This is a genomic window from Shuttleworthella sp. MSX8B, from assembly GCF_000524295.1.
GTDB lineage: Bacteria > Bacillota > Clostridia > Lachnospirales > Lachnospiraceae > Shuttleworthia > Shuttleworthia satelles.
On record NZ_JAQT01000022.1, the window covers coordinates 1 to 16633 of the forward strand.

14 protein-coding genes and 2 tRNA genes are annotated in these 16633 nt (G+C 48.3%); 14 read left to right on the top strand and 2 right to left on the bottom strand.

Annotated features, from left to right (window positions below):
- Window positions 1-13 precede the first annotated feature (13 nt).
- The 4 genes from HMPREF1508_RS05685 to HMPREF1508_RS05700 all read left to right on the top strand — a co-directional run bounded on the left by HMPREF1508_RS05685 (window position 14) and on the right by HMPREF1508_RS05700 (window position 3390).
- A tRNA-Gly gene (locus HMPREF1508_RS05685) sits at window positions 14-86 on the top strand.
- Window positions 87-381: 295 nt separating this feature from the next.
- Window positions 382-1446, top strand: a complete 1065-nt coding sequence (locus HMPREF1508_RS05690; protein ID WP_156923190.1) for an ABC transporter substrate-binding protein — start codon at window positions 382-384, stop codon at window positions 1444-1446.
- 44 nt (window positions 1447-1490) lie between these two features.
- The gene (locus HMPREF1508_RS05695) at window positions 1491-2552 is read left to right on the top strand and encodes a FecCD family ABC transporter permease (RefSeq protein WP_044960242.1); all 1062 of its coding nucleotides are present in this window, start codon (window positions 1491-1493) and stop codon (window positions 2550-2552) included.
- 43 nt (window positions 2553-2595) lie between these two features.
- Complete coding sequence (locus HMPREF1508_RS05700; RefSeq protein WP_044960243.1) at window positions 2596-3390, top strand: ABC transporter ATP-binding protein; 795 nt, start codon at window positions 2596-2598, stop codon at window positions 3388-3390.
- Here the strand turns inward: HMPREF1508_RS05700 and HMPREF1508_RS05705 are convergent.
- Window positions 3387-4598, bottom strand: coding sequence for an Mbeg1-like protein (locus HMPREF1508_RS05705; RefSeq protein ID WP_044960244.1), 1212 nt, complete (start codon window positions 4596-4598; stop codon window positions 3387-3389). The two genes, HMPREF1508_RS05700 and HMPREF1508_RS05705, sit on opposite strands and share 4 nt — an antisense overlap.
- 180 nt (window positions 4599-4778) lie before the next feature.
- Here HMPREF1508_RS05705 and HMPREF1508_RS05710 point away from each other — a divergent pair, with 180 nt between their 5' ends.
- The 3 genes from HMPREF1508_RS05710 to HMPREF1508_RS05720 are packed head-to-tail and all read left to right on the top strand — an operon-like array spanning window position 4779 to window position 8434.
- A complete protein-coding gene (locus HMPREF1508_RS05710) occupies window positions 4779-5366 on the top strand; it encodes a TetR/AcrR family transcriptional regulator (RefSeq protein ID WP_044960245.1) in 588 nt (195 codons plus the stop codon).
- 60 nt (window positions 5367-5426) lie between these two features.
- Window positions 5427-6128 carry an ABC transporter ATP-binding protein gene (locus HMPREF1508_RS05715; protein ID WP_006906441.1) on the top strand — a complete coding sequence of 234 codons (702 nt, stop codon included), beginning with the start codon at window positions 5427-5429 and terminating at the stop codon, window positions 6126-6128.
- Window positions 6128-8434, top strand: coding sequence for an ABC transporter permease (locus HMPREF1508_RS05720; RefSeq protein WP_044960246.1), 2307 nt, complete (start codon window positions 6128-6130; stop codon window positions 8432-8434). Before HMPREF1508_RS05715 ends, HMPREF1508_RS05720 begins: the two co-directional genes overlap by 1 nt.
- Window positions 8435-8528: 94 nt before the next feature.
- Here HMPREF1508_RS05720 and HMPREF1508_RS10200 read toward each other — a convergent pair whose 3' ends face one another.
- Window positions 8529-8831 (bottom strand): transposase, encoded by a 303-nt coding sequence (locus tag HMPREF1508_RS10200; protein ID WP_198015589.1) that lies wholly within the window; start codon window positions 8829-8831, stop codon window positions 8529-8531.
- Window positions 8832-8962: 131 nt separating this feature from the next.
- Between HMPREF1508_RS10200 and HMPREF1508_RS05725 the strand changes: the two genes are divergently transcribed.
- The 7 genes from HMPREF1508_RS05725 (at window position 8963) to HMPREF1508_RS05755 (ending at window position 16338) form a co-directional block, all read left to right on the top strand.
- Window positions 8963-10345: a hypothetical protein gene (locus HMPREF1508_RS05725; RefSeq protein WP_044960248.1), complete on the top strand. Its 1383-nt coding sequence runs from the start codon at window positions 8963-8965 to the stop codon at window positions 10343-10345.
- Window positions 10346-10506: 161 nt separating this feature from the next.
- Window positions 10507-10579 (top strand) — tRNA-Gly (locus HMPREF1508_RS05730).
- A gap of 334 nt (window positions 10580-10913) precedes the next feature.
- Window positions 10914-11780 carry a thymidylate synthase gene (gene thyA / locus HMPREF1508_RS05735; protein WP_044960250.1) on the top strand — a complete coding sequence of 289 codons (867 nt, stop codon included), beginning with the start codon at window positions 10914-10916 and terminating at the stop codon, window positions 11778-11780.
- A gap of 168 nt (window positions 11781-11948) precedes the next feature.
- Complete coding sequence (locus tag HMPREF1508_RS05740) at window positions 11949-12440, top strand: dihydrofolate reductase (RefSeq protein WP_044960252.1); 492 nt, start codon at window positions 11949-11951, stop codon at window positions 12438-12440.
- A 229-nt stretch (window positions 12441-12669) separates the two neighbouring features.
- A complete protein-coding gene (gene ilvB, locus HMPREF1508_RS05745; RefSeq protein WP_044960254.1) occupies window positions 12670-14394 on the top strand; it encodes a biosynthetic-type acetolactate synthase large subunit in 1725 nt (574 codons plus the stop codon).
- 9 nt (window positions 14395-14403) lie between these two features.
- Window positions 14404-14919, top strand: coding sequence for an acetolactate synthase small subunit (ilvN, locus tag HMPREF1508_RS05750; RefSeq protein WP_006906434.1), 516 nt, complete (start codon window positions 14404-14406; stop codon window positions 14917-14919).
- A gap of 36 nt (window positions 14920-14955) precedes the next feature.
- Window positions 14956-16338 (top strand): cell wall hydrolase, encoded by a 1383-nt coding sequence (locus tag HMPREF1508_RS05755; protein ID WP_044960256.1) that lies wholly within the window; start codon window positions 14956-14958, stop codon window positions 16336-16338.
- Window positions 16339-16633: the final 295 nt, after the last annotated feature.

Below are 16633 nucleotides of genomic sequence, written 5' to 3' on the forward strand. Positions count from 1 at the left end.
TCAGACGGCATATGCGCGAGTGGCTCAGTTGGTGGAGCGCGACCTTGCCAAGGTCGAGGCCGCGGGTTCGAGTCCCGTCTCGCGCTCGGGTAATGAGGAAGAAGTCGTCCCCTTTAGGGACGGCTTCTTCCTCATTATTCGAGTGCACTTTGCACTCGAAGGTTCGAGGTCTCGCCTGCCGGCTCGGTCGGCCCGCAATCATGGCGTCCACTGGACGCCGCGGGCCGTCTCGCGCTCCTGTAGGACGGAGGAGTCTCTTTAGGGCGGCTTCTTTCTCATGATTCGAGTGCACTTTGCACTCGAAGGTTCGAGGTCTCCGCAAAAGATTCTTTCCTGTGTTAGAATAGGGAAAGCTGTTTTTAATAAGGAGGGATTCATCAGATGAGAGTTATGAAGACGATTGGACTTACTGCGCTCTGTGGTAGTATGTTATTGTTTTCTGCCTGCGGCAGTGGCAGCAAGACAGTGACCGGATCCAAAGGGGACAGCTATCAGGTCAGTGATCAGGAGAAGTCCGTTTCTACCGATGAGGCTAATCGCAAGTACGAGCCCTATACGATCACTCTGAATCTGGAGAGGTCTGGCATCGGGCAGAATATCAAGGAAACGTTTACTTCCGCCCCGAAGCGGGTTCTTTTAGACGGAGATCAGATGACCGATATTTTCCTGGATCTGGGGCTTCAGGATCACATTGCCGGATATACCAGAGGGGCCTGCTTGTCTACGGTCAGCGAGTTCCCGGCCAGGGACTCTCTCAACAAGGTCCTGGAAGATGGCTCCAATTTAAGCAGTGCCTCCAAGGAGCAGATTCTGGATCTGAAACCGGATTTTATGATGGGCTGGGATTCTCTTTTCTCGGAGAACCATTTCTCAGTGGATTGGTGTCTGCAAAATCACATCATTCCTTATTTCCCCTATTGCTGTTCAGACTCTGCGACCATGGAAGATCTCTATCAGGATTATGATGTTCTGGGACATGTCTTCGGCGTGTCCGATAAGGCCAAAGAGCGTGTGGAAGAGATGAAAAAGACCATCGACCAGGTTCATACGAGTCTGGGAAATGAGGCGTATCAGAAGCCGGTTTCCGTCTTCGTCTATGACTCCGGTCAGGACGCTCCCTTCACTGCCTGCCAGGGAATTCCGGGCGATATGATCAAGAAGGCTGGAGGTCTGTCTATCTTTGATGATATTAATAAGGGCTGGGCAACTCCCTCCTGGGAAGAGGTGGTACAGCGCGATCCAGACGTCATTTTGGTTTTGGACTACAACCATGATACCGAGGAGAAGATCAATTTTCTGAAGACCAATGAGGCTACGAAGAACCTGCGGGCAGTAAGAGAAGGCAAGATATACAGCGCCTGCTGTGCCGATATGCAGGGTTCTGCGGGCTCTGCAAATGCCATTAAAATTATGGCGAAGCAGTTCTATCCGGATAAGTTCCATTGATCTTTTATTCATATGTATTGATTGGCTGCTGTTGAGGAGAGGTCATGAGCAAGAGAAAAACGATATTTCCCCTGGAAGGAGGGGTGGCTTTTTCGATTTTTATTGTTGTCATGCTTCTGCTCCTGGCAGTTTCCATTTTTATCGCAATTGCGTGGGGAAGCGTATCTATTGATCCGTCGACCATTCGGGGAGTTGTCATAAATCAGCTGACAGGACATGCAGTTGTCCCTGTCACATGGGAGGAGAGCACCAGGTCAATTATCTGGAACATCCGTCTGCCGCGTATCTTTACAGCGTGGATTGTAGGAGCCGGTTTAACACTCTGCGGGATTGTCATGCAGGCCTTGACGAAGAACCCTCTGGCAGATCCCTTTGTCCTTGGGATTTCACATGGGGCGTCTGCGGGGGCGGTCTCCGTCATTATGTATGGCTATCTCTCCTTCCTGGGTTATTATGCAACTATGTGCGGTGCCTTCATCGGAGCGCTTTTGGCCATGCTTCTGGCGCTTGGCATTGCCAGGATGAAAAATGTCCTTACGGCGACGAATCTGATTCTGGCGGGCATTGCCGTGTCAGCTCTCTTCGGAGCTTTGACCAATTTGATGATTTATACCCACCAGAGCGGGTCCGATAAGGTGAAGACAGCACAGTACTGGTTGATGGGATCTTTGAGCGGAGCCAACTGGATCCGGCTTGCCTACGCCATGTGCGCGTTTGTCATCTGCTGCCTGCTGATCCTTATGATGCATCGCAGCCTGGATACTTTGATGCTGGGAGATGAAACCGCGACAACCCTGGGAGTGAATACGGCCCGGATCAAGCGCGTGATTATTATTGTGGCAACCGCGTTGACCGGGGTGATAGTCTCTATCAGCGGAGTGATCGGCTTTGTCGGTCTGACGGTTCCCCATATGACCAGATCTGTCGTGGGAAGTAAGCACAGCCGTCTGATTCCGGCTTCCATCTTGCTGGGAGGCTCTTTTATGGTTCTGGCGGATCTGCTCTCCAGAACACTGATTCGTCCGGAAGAATTGCCCATCGGCGTTGTGTCCGCCTTCTTTGGAGCTCCCTTTTTCCTCTACCTGATCAAGAGGTCTCAGTCCTAGCAAAAAAGAAAAGACGAGGAAGCTGGATAGGAGGATAAGGGAAATGAGAGAGACAGACAAGGGGGATTTGAAGCTCCTGGTGGAGGGACTGTCCTATTCCATGGATCGAAGGCAGATTATCGAGGATATTGATCTGCGGATTCGGCCGGGAAGTTTCGTCGGGATTGTCGGGCCGAATGGCTGTGGAAAGTCAACCCTGCTCAAGAATATCTATCAGGTACTTAAGGCGGATCGGGGTGTGGTCTATCTGGACGGACACAGAGTCGATCAGATGTCCAACCGGCAGAGGGCCCACCGCATGGCGGTCATGCAGCAGGAAAATAATATCGAGTTTGACCTGTCAGTGTATGAAATGGTTCTGCTTGGGCGTTTCTCCCACCAGAAGGCTTTGGGAGGCAGTTCCGCAGAAGATCAGAGAGTGGTTCTTGACTGTATCGAGGGGATGGGGCTGAAGGGGTACGAAAAGCGGCACTTTCTGTCCCTGTCAGGAGGAGAGAAGCAGAGGGCCTTAATTGCCAGGGCGCTGGCGCAGGAGGCCAGCTTTATCATTTTAGACGAGCCGATCAACCATCTGGATATCGGCTATCAGTATCAGATTATGAACATCTTAAAGAGGCAGAAGCTGACCGTCCTCTCCAGCATTCATGATCTGAATATCGCGGCGACCTACTGTGATCAGGTGATTTTGATGAGGCAGGGACATGTCGTCGCGTCAGGAAGCCCGGAGGAGACTCTGCTTCCTGATCGCATCAGGGAACTCTTCGGAATTGACTGCCAGTTGGTCTGGAACGAGAAGACCGGATGCAATAATATCCTCTATTCGCCGGAAATGATTTAGTCGCTTTTCTGCTGATCTGAGAGATTGTTGTCGCCACCCGTGATGCCAAGTCTTTTCAAAAGATTCTTCTGCGTCTGCTGCAAGCCCTCCAACAACTGCCTCTGGTTCTCGTGGCCCAGACTATCGAAGAACTTTCGAATGGCTGATTGTGTCAAAGAGTCGGCATCTCTCATATGTCCGAGGACAATATTGCCAACCTGGATCGGGCTCTTGAGAAGGTCGGAGACATTGGAGCCGACCTCATTCATAGAGTCGAAAAGAGTTCTGATGAAGGCCTGGCGCTCTTCAAAACTGGCCGAGCGAATCCAGCGATCAAAGACGCGGTTCAGGTGTTTAACCCTGGGCTGCTGATCGAGTGCGGTCTGGAAGTGGTCGCCTTCAACCTGCCAGGAAAGTGCCCAGTGCTGAACGATATCCCTGGCAGAACTTTTGACGATCGTCAGAGAGCCTTCCTCCTGTGCTTTGGCAGGATATCGTATTGTGTCCGGATCTTCCAGGAGCATGCCGATCATGCCATAGGTGGGCGTGAACTTATGGATGCGTTTCTGGATGCGAGCCTGTCCCTCTCGATTCGAGAATTCCTCCGGAATCCCCGGGCCGTCGTTCGAGTAGACAGAGTCAATCCGATCCTGGAGGTCTGCGACGAGATTGGTGGCTGCGTAGACAGCCAGAGTCCCTCCCTTGGAGTGACCGCCGACCCGCCAGAGAGCATCTGGATTTTCCGTAACGCGTGATGCCAGATAGAAGGCCGCCTCTTTCTGGGCGTTGGTAATCTCATAGGAAAACATGAAGTCCTCCCGCCAGCCAACGACAGTGTCATCAGTGCCGCGAAAGGCGCAGTAATGACTGTCGTCCGGTAAATGGTAGCAGAGGGCTGAAAACTGCATTCGGTTATTGCAATAGTCGGAGATGTCGTTGACAAAATCGCTGACCAGAACCTGGCGAAAGCGGGGACAGGCAGCGGTTTCTTTTAGGAAACAGTTGTTCTGGCTCTGGTCCTGACCGGGAATGGCGCCCCGCTCCGGATGCTCCAGGAAGAGATCTGCCGCCTCCTGCAGGGAGATCTGTCCCTGACCAGGGGAGGGAATAATGCCGTCGAAGGCATGATAGGCAATCTGTGAGAGAACCAGATTGTCTACGTCATTAAAGGGTCTTTCAGAAAAAGTCAGATCCCCCCGCCAGCGGATGTATTCAATCAAGTCAGCCATGTTACCTCCTTGCCAGTGCATTTGGATGCGTCTATTATCTGATAACCTGGAAGAAATGCCAACTGGGGCATAATATCGATTCCATTTTATGCATGGAAATAAATTGGGGACTTGACAGAATGAATGAAAGGTAATAATTTATTACTGACTTAAGTCAGTCAGTAAAAAGGAAGATTATAAATGAGAGTAACGAAAGATCCAGAAGAAAGAAAAGCAGAAATAGTATCGACTGCCCGCAGATTGTTCGAACAGAATGGTTATAAGGAAACACAGATTAAGGATATCGTGAGTCAGATTGGAGTTGCGCAGGGGCTATTTTACTATTATTTCAAATCTAAAGAGGAAGTTATGGAAGCTGTTGCGAAACAGTATGCTGATCAGATTATGGGAGCAATCAGAGAAGTAGTTAATAGAGATGATGCTCTGATGAGAAAAATAGATGCAGTTTTCAATGTTTTTATTACAGCTGCAAATCGTGAATCAAAGTTGTTTCTTGAAATGATGACTGCGAAAAATGGAGAAATTCACGCTCGGATTTTTATTGAGATTGGGGAAAAGCTGATCCCATTTGTGGCAGAGATGATAGAGATGGGAAATCAGAGTGGTGAATGCAAATGTGAGAATCCTGCTTTCTTTTCCCGTCTTTTTGTTGCAGGTCTATTCAGCAACATAAACCAGATTGCTCCCGAACAAAAAATTGAATATATGATATCGGAATCATCGATGATCAAAGAAATTATCAAGCGATTATTTGATGTGAAAATGTGAATGAGGAAGTATTAGCTCTATGAAATAGAGAACGCACAAGAGCAAAGGAAAGCAAAGAAGATGAAAGCATTGATGTTTGAACATGTGACTAAAACATATAAGGTTGGACGCGGTTTCGTAAATGCTTTGGATGATGTGAGTTTTGAGATTGAGAGCGAGAAGGTTACGGTAGTACTTGGGCCAAGCGGTTCTGGGAAAAGCACACTGTTAAACCTGATGGGGGGGATGGATCGTCCGTCTGAGGGAAAAATTACAGTATTCGGGAGTAACATAGCAAAACTTTCGGAATACGCTTTAACTGAATATAGACGAAAGAAAATAGGTTTTGTTTTCCAGTTTTATAATCTTATTCCATCGCTGAACGCATTGGAAAATGTCAGCATTGTTCAGAAAATGAATAATCAGTCTTTTGATCCGAAGGAAATGATTAACGACGTTGGTCTTGGAAAGAGAAGCAGATATTTTCCGAGTGAATTATCTGGAGGAGAATTGCAACGGCTTTCTATTGCAAGGGCGCTCTGTAAAAATCCAGATATTCTTTTATGTGATGAGCCAACAGGCGCACTGGATAGTATGACGGGGCAGACTATTCTGAAATTGATGGTCAAAATGGCCAGGAAGTATAAAAAGACAGTGATTATTGTTACACATAATGCATCAATTGCACTTTGTGCGGACAGTGTCATTCATTTAAAGGATGGGAAAATAGAGTCTATAGAGCAGAATAAAAAACCGTTAACAGTTGATGAGGTGAAGTGGTAATGTGGATTCTGTTAAAAAAAATGATGCGTGACATGTGGCGCATGAAGGCTCAATTTATATCAATTTTTATCATGTGTGCACTTGGCATGCTGATTTATTCTGGAATTGAAGGTGTCTGGAATGGGATGGAGCAGGAGAGAATATCTTACTTCTCGGGCAGTAAACTGGCTGATATTTGGGTGAATGTCTCCGGTCTCGAGAAACGAGACGCAGAAAAAATTCAAGAATTAGAAGCAATCGATCAGGTACAACTCGCAACGGTAAAAAGCGTCTATTTGGATCAGGAGTCAGATGTACATATTTGCCTTACCGCAGATGAGAGCAACGAGGTTTCTCAACCCCAAATTGTACAGGGAGAACCATATGAGTGTGATGCAGAAGGGATTTGGCTGGATGCGGAATATGCTTCAAAGAAGAACATTAAAATTGGTGACAGGATTTGTCTATATGGAGATAAGGGGAAAAAAGAAATCGAGGTAAAGGGAATCGGATATGATCCGGAATTTATTTACTATACAGGATCCTCAACGGCTATGGCTCCTGATCATGAAAAGTATACGTTTGGGTTTGTCTCACAAAATACAATGGATCAGATTGTTTCGAATGGTTCGTGGAACCAGATGAAAATAACAGTAAAATCCGGTTCGGACATTCATCAGTTGAAGGCAGATATTCATACGGAATTGAGTGGAAAATATCTTGGTGCTTATGACAGAGGCGAATTCGCCACAGTGTCCCAGTTTAGGAATAAAATTCAGCAGATTAGAAAAATGTCAATTATGTTTTCGATAATTTTTTTCCTGCTAGCACTTCTCACAATTTACACAACAATGACAAGAATTGTGAGAAAACAGAGGACGCAGATCGGTACTTTGAAAGCTCTCGGATTTCATGGGATCCAGATAAAAATTCACTTTGCTTTATATGGATTTCTGGTCAGTATTTCTGGGGCTATTCTTGGATATGAACTTGCCCCATATACCATTACACCTGTTTTATTGGATTTACAAAAGGATTTTTTTAGTTTGCCTGAATGGAAGGCGCAGAATTCTGTCTGGTCCATTGGGTTGGTGATCCTTCTTGCCGTGATCTGTACGTTAGCGGCCTGGATATCTTCAGGGGCCATTGTAAAAGAAGCACCTGCCGCATTATTGAGAAATGATGAAGGTCATAGCTGGAAGAAGGTTTGGCTCGAAAATATCCGTTTTTTATGGGATAGTTTGAGCTTCGATTGGCGCTGGATTCTTCGCGATGCCGGAGATAATAAGATTCGCACTATGGTGGGGATTATAGGAGTGTTTGGAAGTCTAACACTTCTGATGGCAAGCTTCGGCTTGCAGGACTCGATTAATGAGACGAATCGAAAAATTTATAGACAGCAGTATACTTATTATGAAAAATTTAAATTAGATACATCTTTGGTTGAAAAAGATAAAGCAAAGGTAGAAGACGAACTGGATAATCAATATCAGTGGATTACAGAACTGTCTTGTGAGACGGGGAATGCAGGTGCTACCTGTTTGGAAAATGTTGTTGTTTTAGATAAGGGATATTATATGACGCTTCGTGCTGAAAATGGGGGGGCGATTGCTCTTCCAGGGGACGGAGTTGTTCTTTCACAGAATGCTGCAAAAGATTTGCATACATCTCCAAATCAGTTCATCAGTATATTGGCTGGCGGAAAGCAGATGTGTGTGAAGGTGAGCAGCATTGAGGATGTAAATAGTCCACAGGGTATTTTTATGTCCAGAACTTATTGGGAATCTTTGGGAAATTCATTTATGCCGAATACGTTGCTGGCTGGTAAAAGCCGTAATATCGAAAATGTGGAAAAAATGGTCGCTGTCAATGGGAAAATTCGACTTGACGAACAGTACTCCGAGGCAAAAAAAATTATTGAAAGTGTTCATGGAGTGATTGTTCTCCTGATTGCGGCGGCTATATTGCTTAGTGTGGTTATCCTGTATAATCTTGGATTGCTGAATTTTACAGAACGCTATAGAGAATATGCTACACTTCGTGTGCTGGGTTCTTATAATCAGGAAATTAAGTCGCTGATTATAAAGGGGAATGTTATTCACATCATAATTGGATGGTTATTTGGAACCATAATCGGATGGTGTTTTCTTAAAATTTACGTAAAGACTGTCTCAACAACAGCCATAGAATATTCTCCTTATATTTCGTGGAAGTCATATTTGATTGCTGCAGTGATTGCAGTTGGAAGCTCCCTGCTTATTAATTTACTGGTTGCGGGCAAGGCAACAAAAATTGATATGGTGGAGTCACTGAAATCTGTTGAGTAAATCTGAGGTAAGATTCTCAGGTTAAGTGCAACACTCCTTGAGAACATAGTATCAAGTAGTGTTTGCGAAAGTCGTCATTGAGGTGTGTAGAATTTCAGGCGATGGTTTGGTTTAACAGTGCTGTCAGCGAATCTTCCAGACAGTGTACGGCCTCTGAGAAACGTTTTCGGTATTTTTCAATGAAGGCTTCGGCTCTTTCTCTGGCAACGGTGTCATCGGGCGCCAGACAAATGGACTTTAGTCCACCGGCCACAGATTTCTTCTGCCGGTGTGGAATACGGGCCAGGATATTTCTTATGAAATGCCAACTGGATTGGCCGATCGGATACTCCCCGGTATGAGAGGGGGTGGCGGTATAAAGAATGTGAAAATATGTCCAAAATGTGATAAAATACACATGAGTTGAGGGGGAGAAGGAGATTTTTCAAATTTGAGTGAAAAGTGGGGAAATCATACTAACTCTCCTTATTTACATTTCATCTTAGGGTCCATGGATTTTACAAGAGGGGACCGGAAAGGGGTTGTAATATGGAAGAGGGTAAGCAAAATTTTTTTGAGGAGGATGTAACGGAGCAGAAAACAAGTGACTCTGAGCTTGACAGCGAGTTGGAAAGTGAAAAGACGGAACCGACAAAGGATGCTGAGTTGGAGGGCGAGAATCCTGAATCAGGGGAGGCTGACTCTGGGATAGCAGAGGATGATAAGGAAGGAAGCGAAAGCTCAGAGCCGATTGAGGATGATCAGACGGAGACTAAGACGGCGCCACCTCCTGTATTTGATCAGACGGCAGAGAGGGATGCGCAGGAGGGAAAAACCTTCTTTGGAAAGTACAGGAAATTTATAGTTCCGATAATAGCCGTCCTTATAGTGCTCATTGTTGGCGCGGGTGTGAAATCATTTATCGACGCCCAACCCGTGAGGCTGAGCAAGGAGCTCAAGGTTGAATTTGAGGGCTATGACGGTTATGGAACGGTTAAATACAATAAGAGCAAGCTCGATGAAAAGATCATGGAGGTGTCTTACAAGAAGGCAGGCCTCCCACTGAACCAAGCGAAGCATCTTGAATCCGGATCCGGCAATTACCTAAAGATTGCCGCTGCAGAAGTAATGCGGAACAATGTGAGCTATGGGTTTGACAAGACGGATCATCTCAAAAATGGAGATAAAGTCGTATTTACGGTTGTCTGTGAGGGAGACAAGAAGGCTTTTGTCAGTGAAACAAAAGAGTATACAGTTAAGGGATTAAAGGAATTTCAGCAGATATCTCTGGAGGATTTACAGAAAGAGTATCCCATTCAATTTATCGGCTATAACAAGTTTGGCAGTGTACAGTATGATAGCACCATCTACGATATAAACGCGAATCTGGATGGAAGCCTGGCAAATGATACTGCGGTAAAGGTCGGGATTCGAAAGGATGCTTTGGAGGATCTGGCCAAGCAGGGGAAAAAGCTTCAAGATGATACAAATGAGATCGTAGTTAGGGTGAGCGGTCTGAAAGAAGTCACAGAAATTTCCGGACTTAAAGATATGTTTGACGCAGCAAATACCTATATGCAGGCAAAAACGAAGAATGACGATTACAGAACCTATCAGGTGGAGAAGCAGAAGGACTACATCAAGTTTTCTCCTTCCGGTTCAAGGAGCGAAAAGGGAGATGAGGGTTCTGTCAGTGCAAGAACGGTCTATAAGGTTACGGAGACGGTTAAGTATTTCCTCAGCGATAATCCTAGCACAAAGACCTACTTTACCTATTTCGGATGTGAGAATATGAAGGTTGTCGACGAAAGAGCAATTTTGAAGACAGATTCCTATGGTTATACATCCGTCGGTAGTCAATGGGCAAATTTGGAGTCCATTCAAGCAGAATTGAAGAGTAGTGGATTTGCAGAGTACACAGCGCAGCAGTAAAAATTCAGGCTCTATGTCAAGCAAGAATACCCTGTTCAGAGAAGCTGGTCGAGGGCATTCTTGCTTGACTGCTTCCATTTTCGCTCCCATTTTAAAATTTGGGCTTGACCAGAATGGGCAAGTTCGTTAGTATAACATTTGTCGTTGATCAGACGGCATATGCGCGAGTGGCTCAGTTGGTGGAGCGCGACCTTGCCAAGGTCGAGGCCGCGGGTTCGAGTCCCGTCTCGCGCTCGGGTAATGAGAAAGAAGTCGTCCCCCTTGGGGACGGCTTCTTTCTCATTATTCGAGTGCACTTTGCACTCGAAGGTTCGAGGTCTCGCCTGCCGGCTCGGTCGGCCCGCAATCATGGCGTCCACTGGACGCCGCGGGCCGTCTCGCGCTCCTGTAGGACGGAGGCGTCTCTTTAGGGACGGCTTCTTTCTCATGATTCGAGTGCACTTTGCACTCAAAGGTTCGAGGTCTCGCCTGCCCTACTTTGCACTCGAAGGTTCGAAGCCTGAAAACTTGTCAGGAGGGCGGCTTCTCCATATAATTAGGAACAAGCAAATGGCCAGGAGGTTTGTCTATGAGCTATGCAGATCGCGTCTTTGTCGACATGTGCGAGGAGATTATCAATCGGGGAACCGGGAGTCAAGGAATGGAAGTCCGCCCCCGCTGGGAGGATGGTACGCCCGCGCATACCATCAAGAGCTTTGGAGTTGTGAACCGCTATGATTTATCGAGAGAATTTCCGGCCATCACCCTGCGCCGCACGGCGATCAAATCCTGCGTCAATGAGATGCTCTGGATCTGGCAGAAGAAGTCCAACAATATCAGCGACCTGAAATCTTCGGTCTGGGATGAGTGGGCGGATGAAGAGGGTTCAATCGGCAAGGCCTACGGATATCAGATCGGCAAAAAATACCTGCATCACACAGATGCCGATGGAAGTCCGGTCTATATGGATCAGATCGACGCCGTACTCTATGACTTAAGACACAATCCCTTCTCCCGCCGGATTATGGTCAATATGTATAATTTTGACGATCTGCATGAGATGCATCTCTATCCCTGCGCCTACTCTATGACCTTTAATGTGACGAAAAATCCCAAGAGCGGGAGGATGGTTTTAAATGCCATCTTGAACCAACGGTCACAGGACGTCCTTGCGGCCAATAACTGGAATGTCTGCCAGTACGCGGTCCTGCTCCATATGTTGGCCCAGGTCTGTCATATGGAGGTGGGAGAACTGGTACATGTCATTGCCGACGCGCATATCTATGACCGGCATATCCCCCTGGTTCAGGAATTGATTTCCAGAGAGCAGTTTCCGGCGCCAAAGTTCTGGCTCAACCCGGAAATTCATGATTTCTATCAGTTTACAGAAGAAGACATCCGTCTGGATGATTATCAGTATGGGCCGCAGATAAAGAACATTCCGATCGCTGTCTGACGAAAGCAGTGTTAAAGGATTCCTCTATGTTAAAGGATGGATCGGCGCCGATGGATAAATCCCTGTTGGAGAAAGGGATTCTCGCGACGCGAATCTGGCCTGAGAGGCCATGGATAGAGAGCATTTTGACAGAACAGGTGTCCGGGCGTTGAGAATAGAGGTGTGCGTATGAAAATGATTGTCGCCGTCGATCGAAACTGGGGGATCGGTAAGAAGGGAAAGCTATTGATCTCAATCCCGGAGGATATGAAGTTCTTTCGAAGGACGACGCTGCATCAGGTTGTTGTCATGGGAAGAAAGACCCTGGATTCCTTTCCCCACGGTATGCCCCTGAAGGACAGGGTCAATATCGTTTTGACCAGAGACGCGCGTTTTAACAGGGAGGGGGTCATCGTTGTCCACTCCATTGAGGAATTGCAGTCTGTTCTGAAGGATTATGACGGCCGGGAAGTCTACGTCATCGGAGGAGAGAGCGTCTATCGCCAGCTGGAACCCTTCTGCGACCTGGCCTATGTCACAAAAATAGACTATTCCTACGACGCGGACGCGCATTTTCCCAATCTCGATCAGATGGAGGAATGGGAGTGCGCGGATGCTTCTGAGGAGCAGACATACTATGACACGGAGTACTATTTCACCAGCTATCGCCGCAGAGCCTGAGGGAAAGGAATACAGATCCATCCGCCGGTATAGTTACGACAGATTCACGCGGGACGAGGCCGATGGAATCACCACATACCGATAATCCCCTGTGGTCATAATTTTGATTGTTTCACGCGGGATAAGGCCAGCGGGATGATACGTCGGCGTAAGGGCCTGTCACAGGCCGGATGATAAAGAAAGCGCAGCGGAGCCTGACAAGATAAGAGATACAAGGAGATCCTGCACCATGGATATCACGGGAAGAAAACTATTTGTCAAAGCCATGGAACACGAGGGCGTGGATACCATTTTCGCCTATCCGGGCGGAATGATCACAGATATTCTGGATGAGCTGTATAAGTCCGGCAATATTCGACTGGTTCTGCCCCGCCATGAGCAGGCGCTTGTTCATGAGGCGGAGGGCTATGCCAGGGCAAAGGGGAGAGTCGGTGTCTGTCTGGTGACTTCCGGGCCCGGAGCGACTAACGCGATCACAGGGATTGCCGATGCCCACTATGACTCCATTCCCCTTGTGGTCATTACCGGCCAGGTAGCTCAGAGCCTGATCGGCAACGACGCCTTTCAGGAAGTCGATATTGTCGGTATGACCCGGTCTGTCGTCAAATGGGGCGTTACTGTCCATGACAGAAGGCAGTTGGGTAGGATCCTGAAAATGGCCTTTCAGATCGCGGCTTCCGGCAAGCCGGGTCCTGTCCTGATTGACATTCCAAAGGATATCCAGCAGGCCTATGGCCCGGATGAGTATCCGGACGCGGTGGATATCCGCGGATATAAGATCAATGACACGGTTCACATCGGACAGCTCAAGAAGGCCTTCAAGCTCCTTGAGAGGGCCAAACAGCCGGTGATTCTCGCGGGCGGAGGCGTTCACATTGCCGGAGCCGGTGACAAGCTGCGGGCATTTGCGGAGAAGATGCGGGTGCCGGTCGTCTCAACGGTCATGGGCAAGGGAACTCTTCCCGAGGGCCACGAGCTCTATGTGGGCGACGCCGGTATGCATGGCAGCTTTGCCTCCAACACAGCCCTCTACAATTGCGATGTCCTCTTTTCCATCGGGACCCGGTTTAACGACCGGATCACAGGCAATCTGAAGGAATTCGTTCCCAGTGCCAAAATTGTGCATATCGATATTGACACGGCGTCCATCTCCAGAAATGTTGTCGTCGATGTCCCTGTGGTTTCAGACGCGAGTCTGGCCTTAGACCACCTTTTGGAGTGGGCCAAGCCCCTGGCCACGGATTCCTGGTTAGAGCAGATCAGGTCCTGGGATCAGGAACATCCCTTACAGATTGTCGGACGGGAGGGGAAAATGTCTCCCCAGACCATCATGGAGTCTATCAACAGGGAATTTACGGAGGGGATTTTTGTCGCGGACGTGGGCCAGCATCAGATGTGGGCCTATTCCTACATTGCGTTAAATGAGAAGAAGCGCATGTTTACCTCCGGGGGTTTGGGGACCATGGGCTTCGGCTTTCCGGCGGCGATCGGCGCCAGGATTGCCTGCCCTGATCAGAATGTCATCTGTCTGACCGGGGACGGGGGCTTTCAGATGAATATGCAGGAGATGGCGACGGCGGTTTTAGAGGACGCCCCTGTGATCGTGTGTATTTTTAACAACGGCTATCTCGGTATGGTCCGCCAGCAGCAGGAGTACATTTACGGCAAGAGATACGCAATTGTCAACTTAAATCACAGGGTACACGCGGACGAGACCCTTGCCGATCCTGACGGGGGCCCTTATGAGCCGGATTTTGTCAGGTGGGCAAAGGCCTATGGCGTGGAGGCGATCCGGGTGACCAAAGAGGAAGAGATCCTTCCCGCCTTAAAAAAGGCAAGGCAGACGCAGGAGGATGGGAAGCCTATGGTCATTGAATTTGTGATCGCCAGAGAGTACAACGCCCTGCCCATGGTCAAGGGGGGGCGTCCCATGACCGACATGATCCTGAAGTGAGGAGACAAGATGACAAGAGATATGAAGATGCGCTGGATTGCCCTCCTGGTCGAGAACCAGGTCGGGGTCCTGGCCAAGGTGTCGGGACTTCTGGCGGGCAAGTCCTATAACATGCAGAGTCTGACGGTCGGAACGACAGAGCACGAGGATGTGTCCCGCATGACCATCTCCGTGTTGGCTGACGATGTGACTTTTGAGCAGATCAAGAAGCAGTTTAACAGCATGGTTGAGGTCATTAAGGTCATGGATCTGACCCATGTGCCCCTTCACATGAAGGAAATCATGTATGTGACCCTGATCAAACTCAGCCCTCAGGATATGCAGTCGGCTTTTCAGATTGCCCGCGTCTTCAAGGTGGACATCAACGATATCGGCGAGGATTCGCTGATTTTGGAATGCCTGTTGACCGAGAAGAGCAACAATGAGCTGATCGCCCTTTTAAAGAGCAAGTTTCGCGGCAGACTGCATGTGGTCAGGGGCGGAGCGGTGGCCTGTGAGAGCATTTCCCATTCGCATAGGGTATAATGTCTGATGATCGGATCAGATGACAGGAGAGGGATTATGATTTACAGCAATTGGAAAACAAGAACGCTGGCAATGCTTCTGGCAGTCGGACTTGCGGTTAGCTCAGCTCCCCTTGTCAGGATACAGGTTCATGCCGAGAATTCTCTGGAAGACCTGAAGCAGGAGAAGAAAAAGGCCCAGGACAAGGTAAATGACGCCAGGTCCCAGGCAAATCAGGCGGTCGAAACCAAGCAGGGGCTGGAGGGACAGCTGTCCTCGCTGGCAGAAAAGATGCATTCGACGCAGCAGACGATCGATGATAACAATCAGAAGATCAGCAATCTGCAGGAGGAACTGGGACAGGCGCAGGCGCAGAAATCTGAGCGGCTTGCAGCTATGAAGCTGCGGATCCGCTATATGTATGAGCTTGGAGATACCAACGAGCTGATCAGTATCCTCTTTAGTTCCGAGAATTTCGCGGATTTTCTGGCCAAATTCAATTACACGGCCCAGCTGACTAAGTATGAGCAGAGGATGATTGGGGAACTGGAGAACCTTCAGAGGGAGATCGACGCCAAGTCGGCGGATCTCTCAGGGCAGCAGGACGCTCTGCAGGAGAATCAGACGAGATTATCCAGCCAGCGTGACGAATTAAACGGACTGCTTACCAATGCGTCCGATGACCTCAAGGCAAAGTACGCAGATCTGTCCGGGGCACAGAAGGAATTGGAGGACGCCAACAAGGCGGTTTCCGATATGCAGGAGGCCCTTTTGGCAGAGCAGAAGAGAAACGAGGCGAGAAAACTGGCTGAGGCCGAGCGGATTGCGCGTCAGGCAGAGGCCGATGCTGCTAAGGAAGGTCAAAAGCAGGAGAAGGGCCAGACCGGAGGAAAAAAGGATACGGATTCCGGGTCGGGCAGCGGCAAAACTTCAGATCAGGGAGGTTCTTCCGGCAAAACCGATTGGAAGACAACGCATGCCCAGGGACAGGCGGGAACGGAATACTGGGTAAAAGCGATGGGCTATTCGCAGCAGGACTTAGATGAGCTGACCAATATTATTTTCTGTGAAGCCGGGGGAGAGGGCTATCAGGTTCAGCTGGGCGTCGGCTCAGTGGTTCTCAACCGCGTTCGCAGCAGCTACTTCCCCAATTCTATCCACAGTGTTATTTTCGCTTCCGGACAGTTTGAACCGACCTGGATCCGGATGAAGGGGAGGTGGAACGACCAGGTTATGTTCCAGTATTTTTACGATCGGAGAGATTTGCTCTTGAGAACATCAAGAACGTACCAGACCTGTCGGCAGGCGGCCCTGGATGTCTTGAACGGGAAGAGAAACACCAATCTCTGCTTCTTCTGGGCGGTGTCAAATTCAAAACCGGTCGGATCTGTCATCATGGGAAAGACGGTCTTCTTTGGCCGTATTGTCCAGAACTCCTGAAGCGGATGTACTTTTGTGAAGTTTCTGATACAAATGTGTTTTTAAGAAGAAGTGTTTTGACAGGCCAGTCGTCTTCCAATTATTTTTGGGAGACAGCTGACCTGTCATAATTTATGCCAGAGGAATTGCCCCTTGTTTGGGTATTTTTCTTGTGTTATCCTCAAACAGTAAGCGAGGACTTTCTATTTTTTTTAACCCTTCTTGTTAAAAAAATAACAAGGCGGACATTGGATCTCACGAAGTCCAAATGCTTCCCGGAGAATGCTCTCGCAGACTGGAAACCCATGCAGGTAAG

Bases quoted from the DNA above. Each gene is read 5' to 3' on its own strand.
- HMPREF1508_RS05690 (WP_156923190.1), top strand. From the start codon at position 382: ATGAGAGTTATGAAGACGATTGGACTTACTGCGCTCTGTGGTAGTATG.
- HMPREF1508_RS05695 (WP_044960242.1), top strand. From the start codon at position 1,491: ATGAGCAAGAGAAAAACGATATTTCCCCTGGAAGGAGGGGTGGCTTTT.
- HMPREF1508_RS05700 (WP_044960243.1), top strand. From the start codon at position 2,596: ATGAGAGAGACAGACAAGGGGGATTTGAAGCTCCTGGTGGAGGGACTG.
- HMPREF1508_RS05705 (WP_044960244.1), bottom strand. From the start codon at position 4,598: ATGGCTGACTTGATTGAATACATCCGCTGGCGGGGGGATCTGACTTTT.
- HMPREF1508_RS05710 (WP_044960245.1), top strand. From the start codon at position 4,779: ATGAGAGTAACGAAAGATCCAGAAGAAAGAAAAGCAGAAATAGTATCG.
- HMPREF1508_RS05715 (WP_006906441.1), top strand. From the start codon at position 5,427: ATGAAAGCATTGATGTTTGAACATGTGACTAAAACATATAAGGTTGGA.
- HMPREF1508_RS05720 (WP_044960246.1), top strand. From the start codon at position 6,128: ATGTGGATTCTGTTAAAAAAAATGATGCGTGACATGTGGCGCATGAAG.
- HMPREF1508_RS05725 (WP_044960248.1), top strand. From the start codon at position 8,963: ATGGAAGAGGGTAAGCAAAATTTTTTTGAGGAGGATGTAACGGAGCAG.
- thyA (WP_044960250.1), top strand. From the start codon at position 10,914: ATGAGCTATGCAGATCGCGTCTTTGTCGACATGTGCGAGGAGATTATC.
- HMPREF1508_RS05740 (WP_044960252.1), top strand. From the start codon at position 11,949: ATGAAAATGATTGTCGCCGTCGATCGAAACTGGGGGATCGGTAAGAAG.
- ilvB (WP_044960254.1), top strand. From the start codon at position 12,670: ATGGATATCACGGGAAGAAAACTATTTGTCAAAGCCATGGAACACGAG.
- ilvN (WP_006906434.1), top strand. From the start codon at position 14,404: ATGACAAGAGATATGAAGATGCGCTGGATTGCCCTCCTGGTCGAGAAC.
- HMPREF1508_RS05755 (WP_044960256.1), top strand. From the start codon at position 14,956: ATGATTTACAGCAATTGGAAAACAAGAACGCTGGCAATGCTTCTGGCA.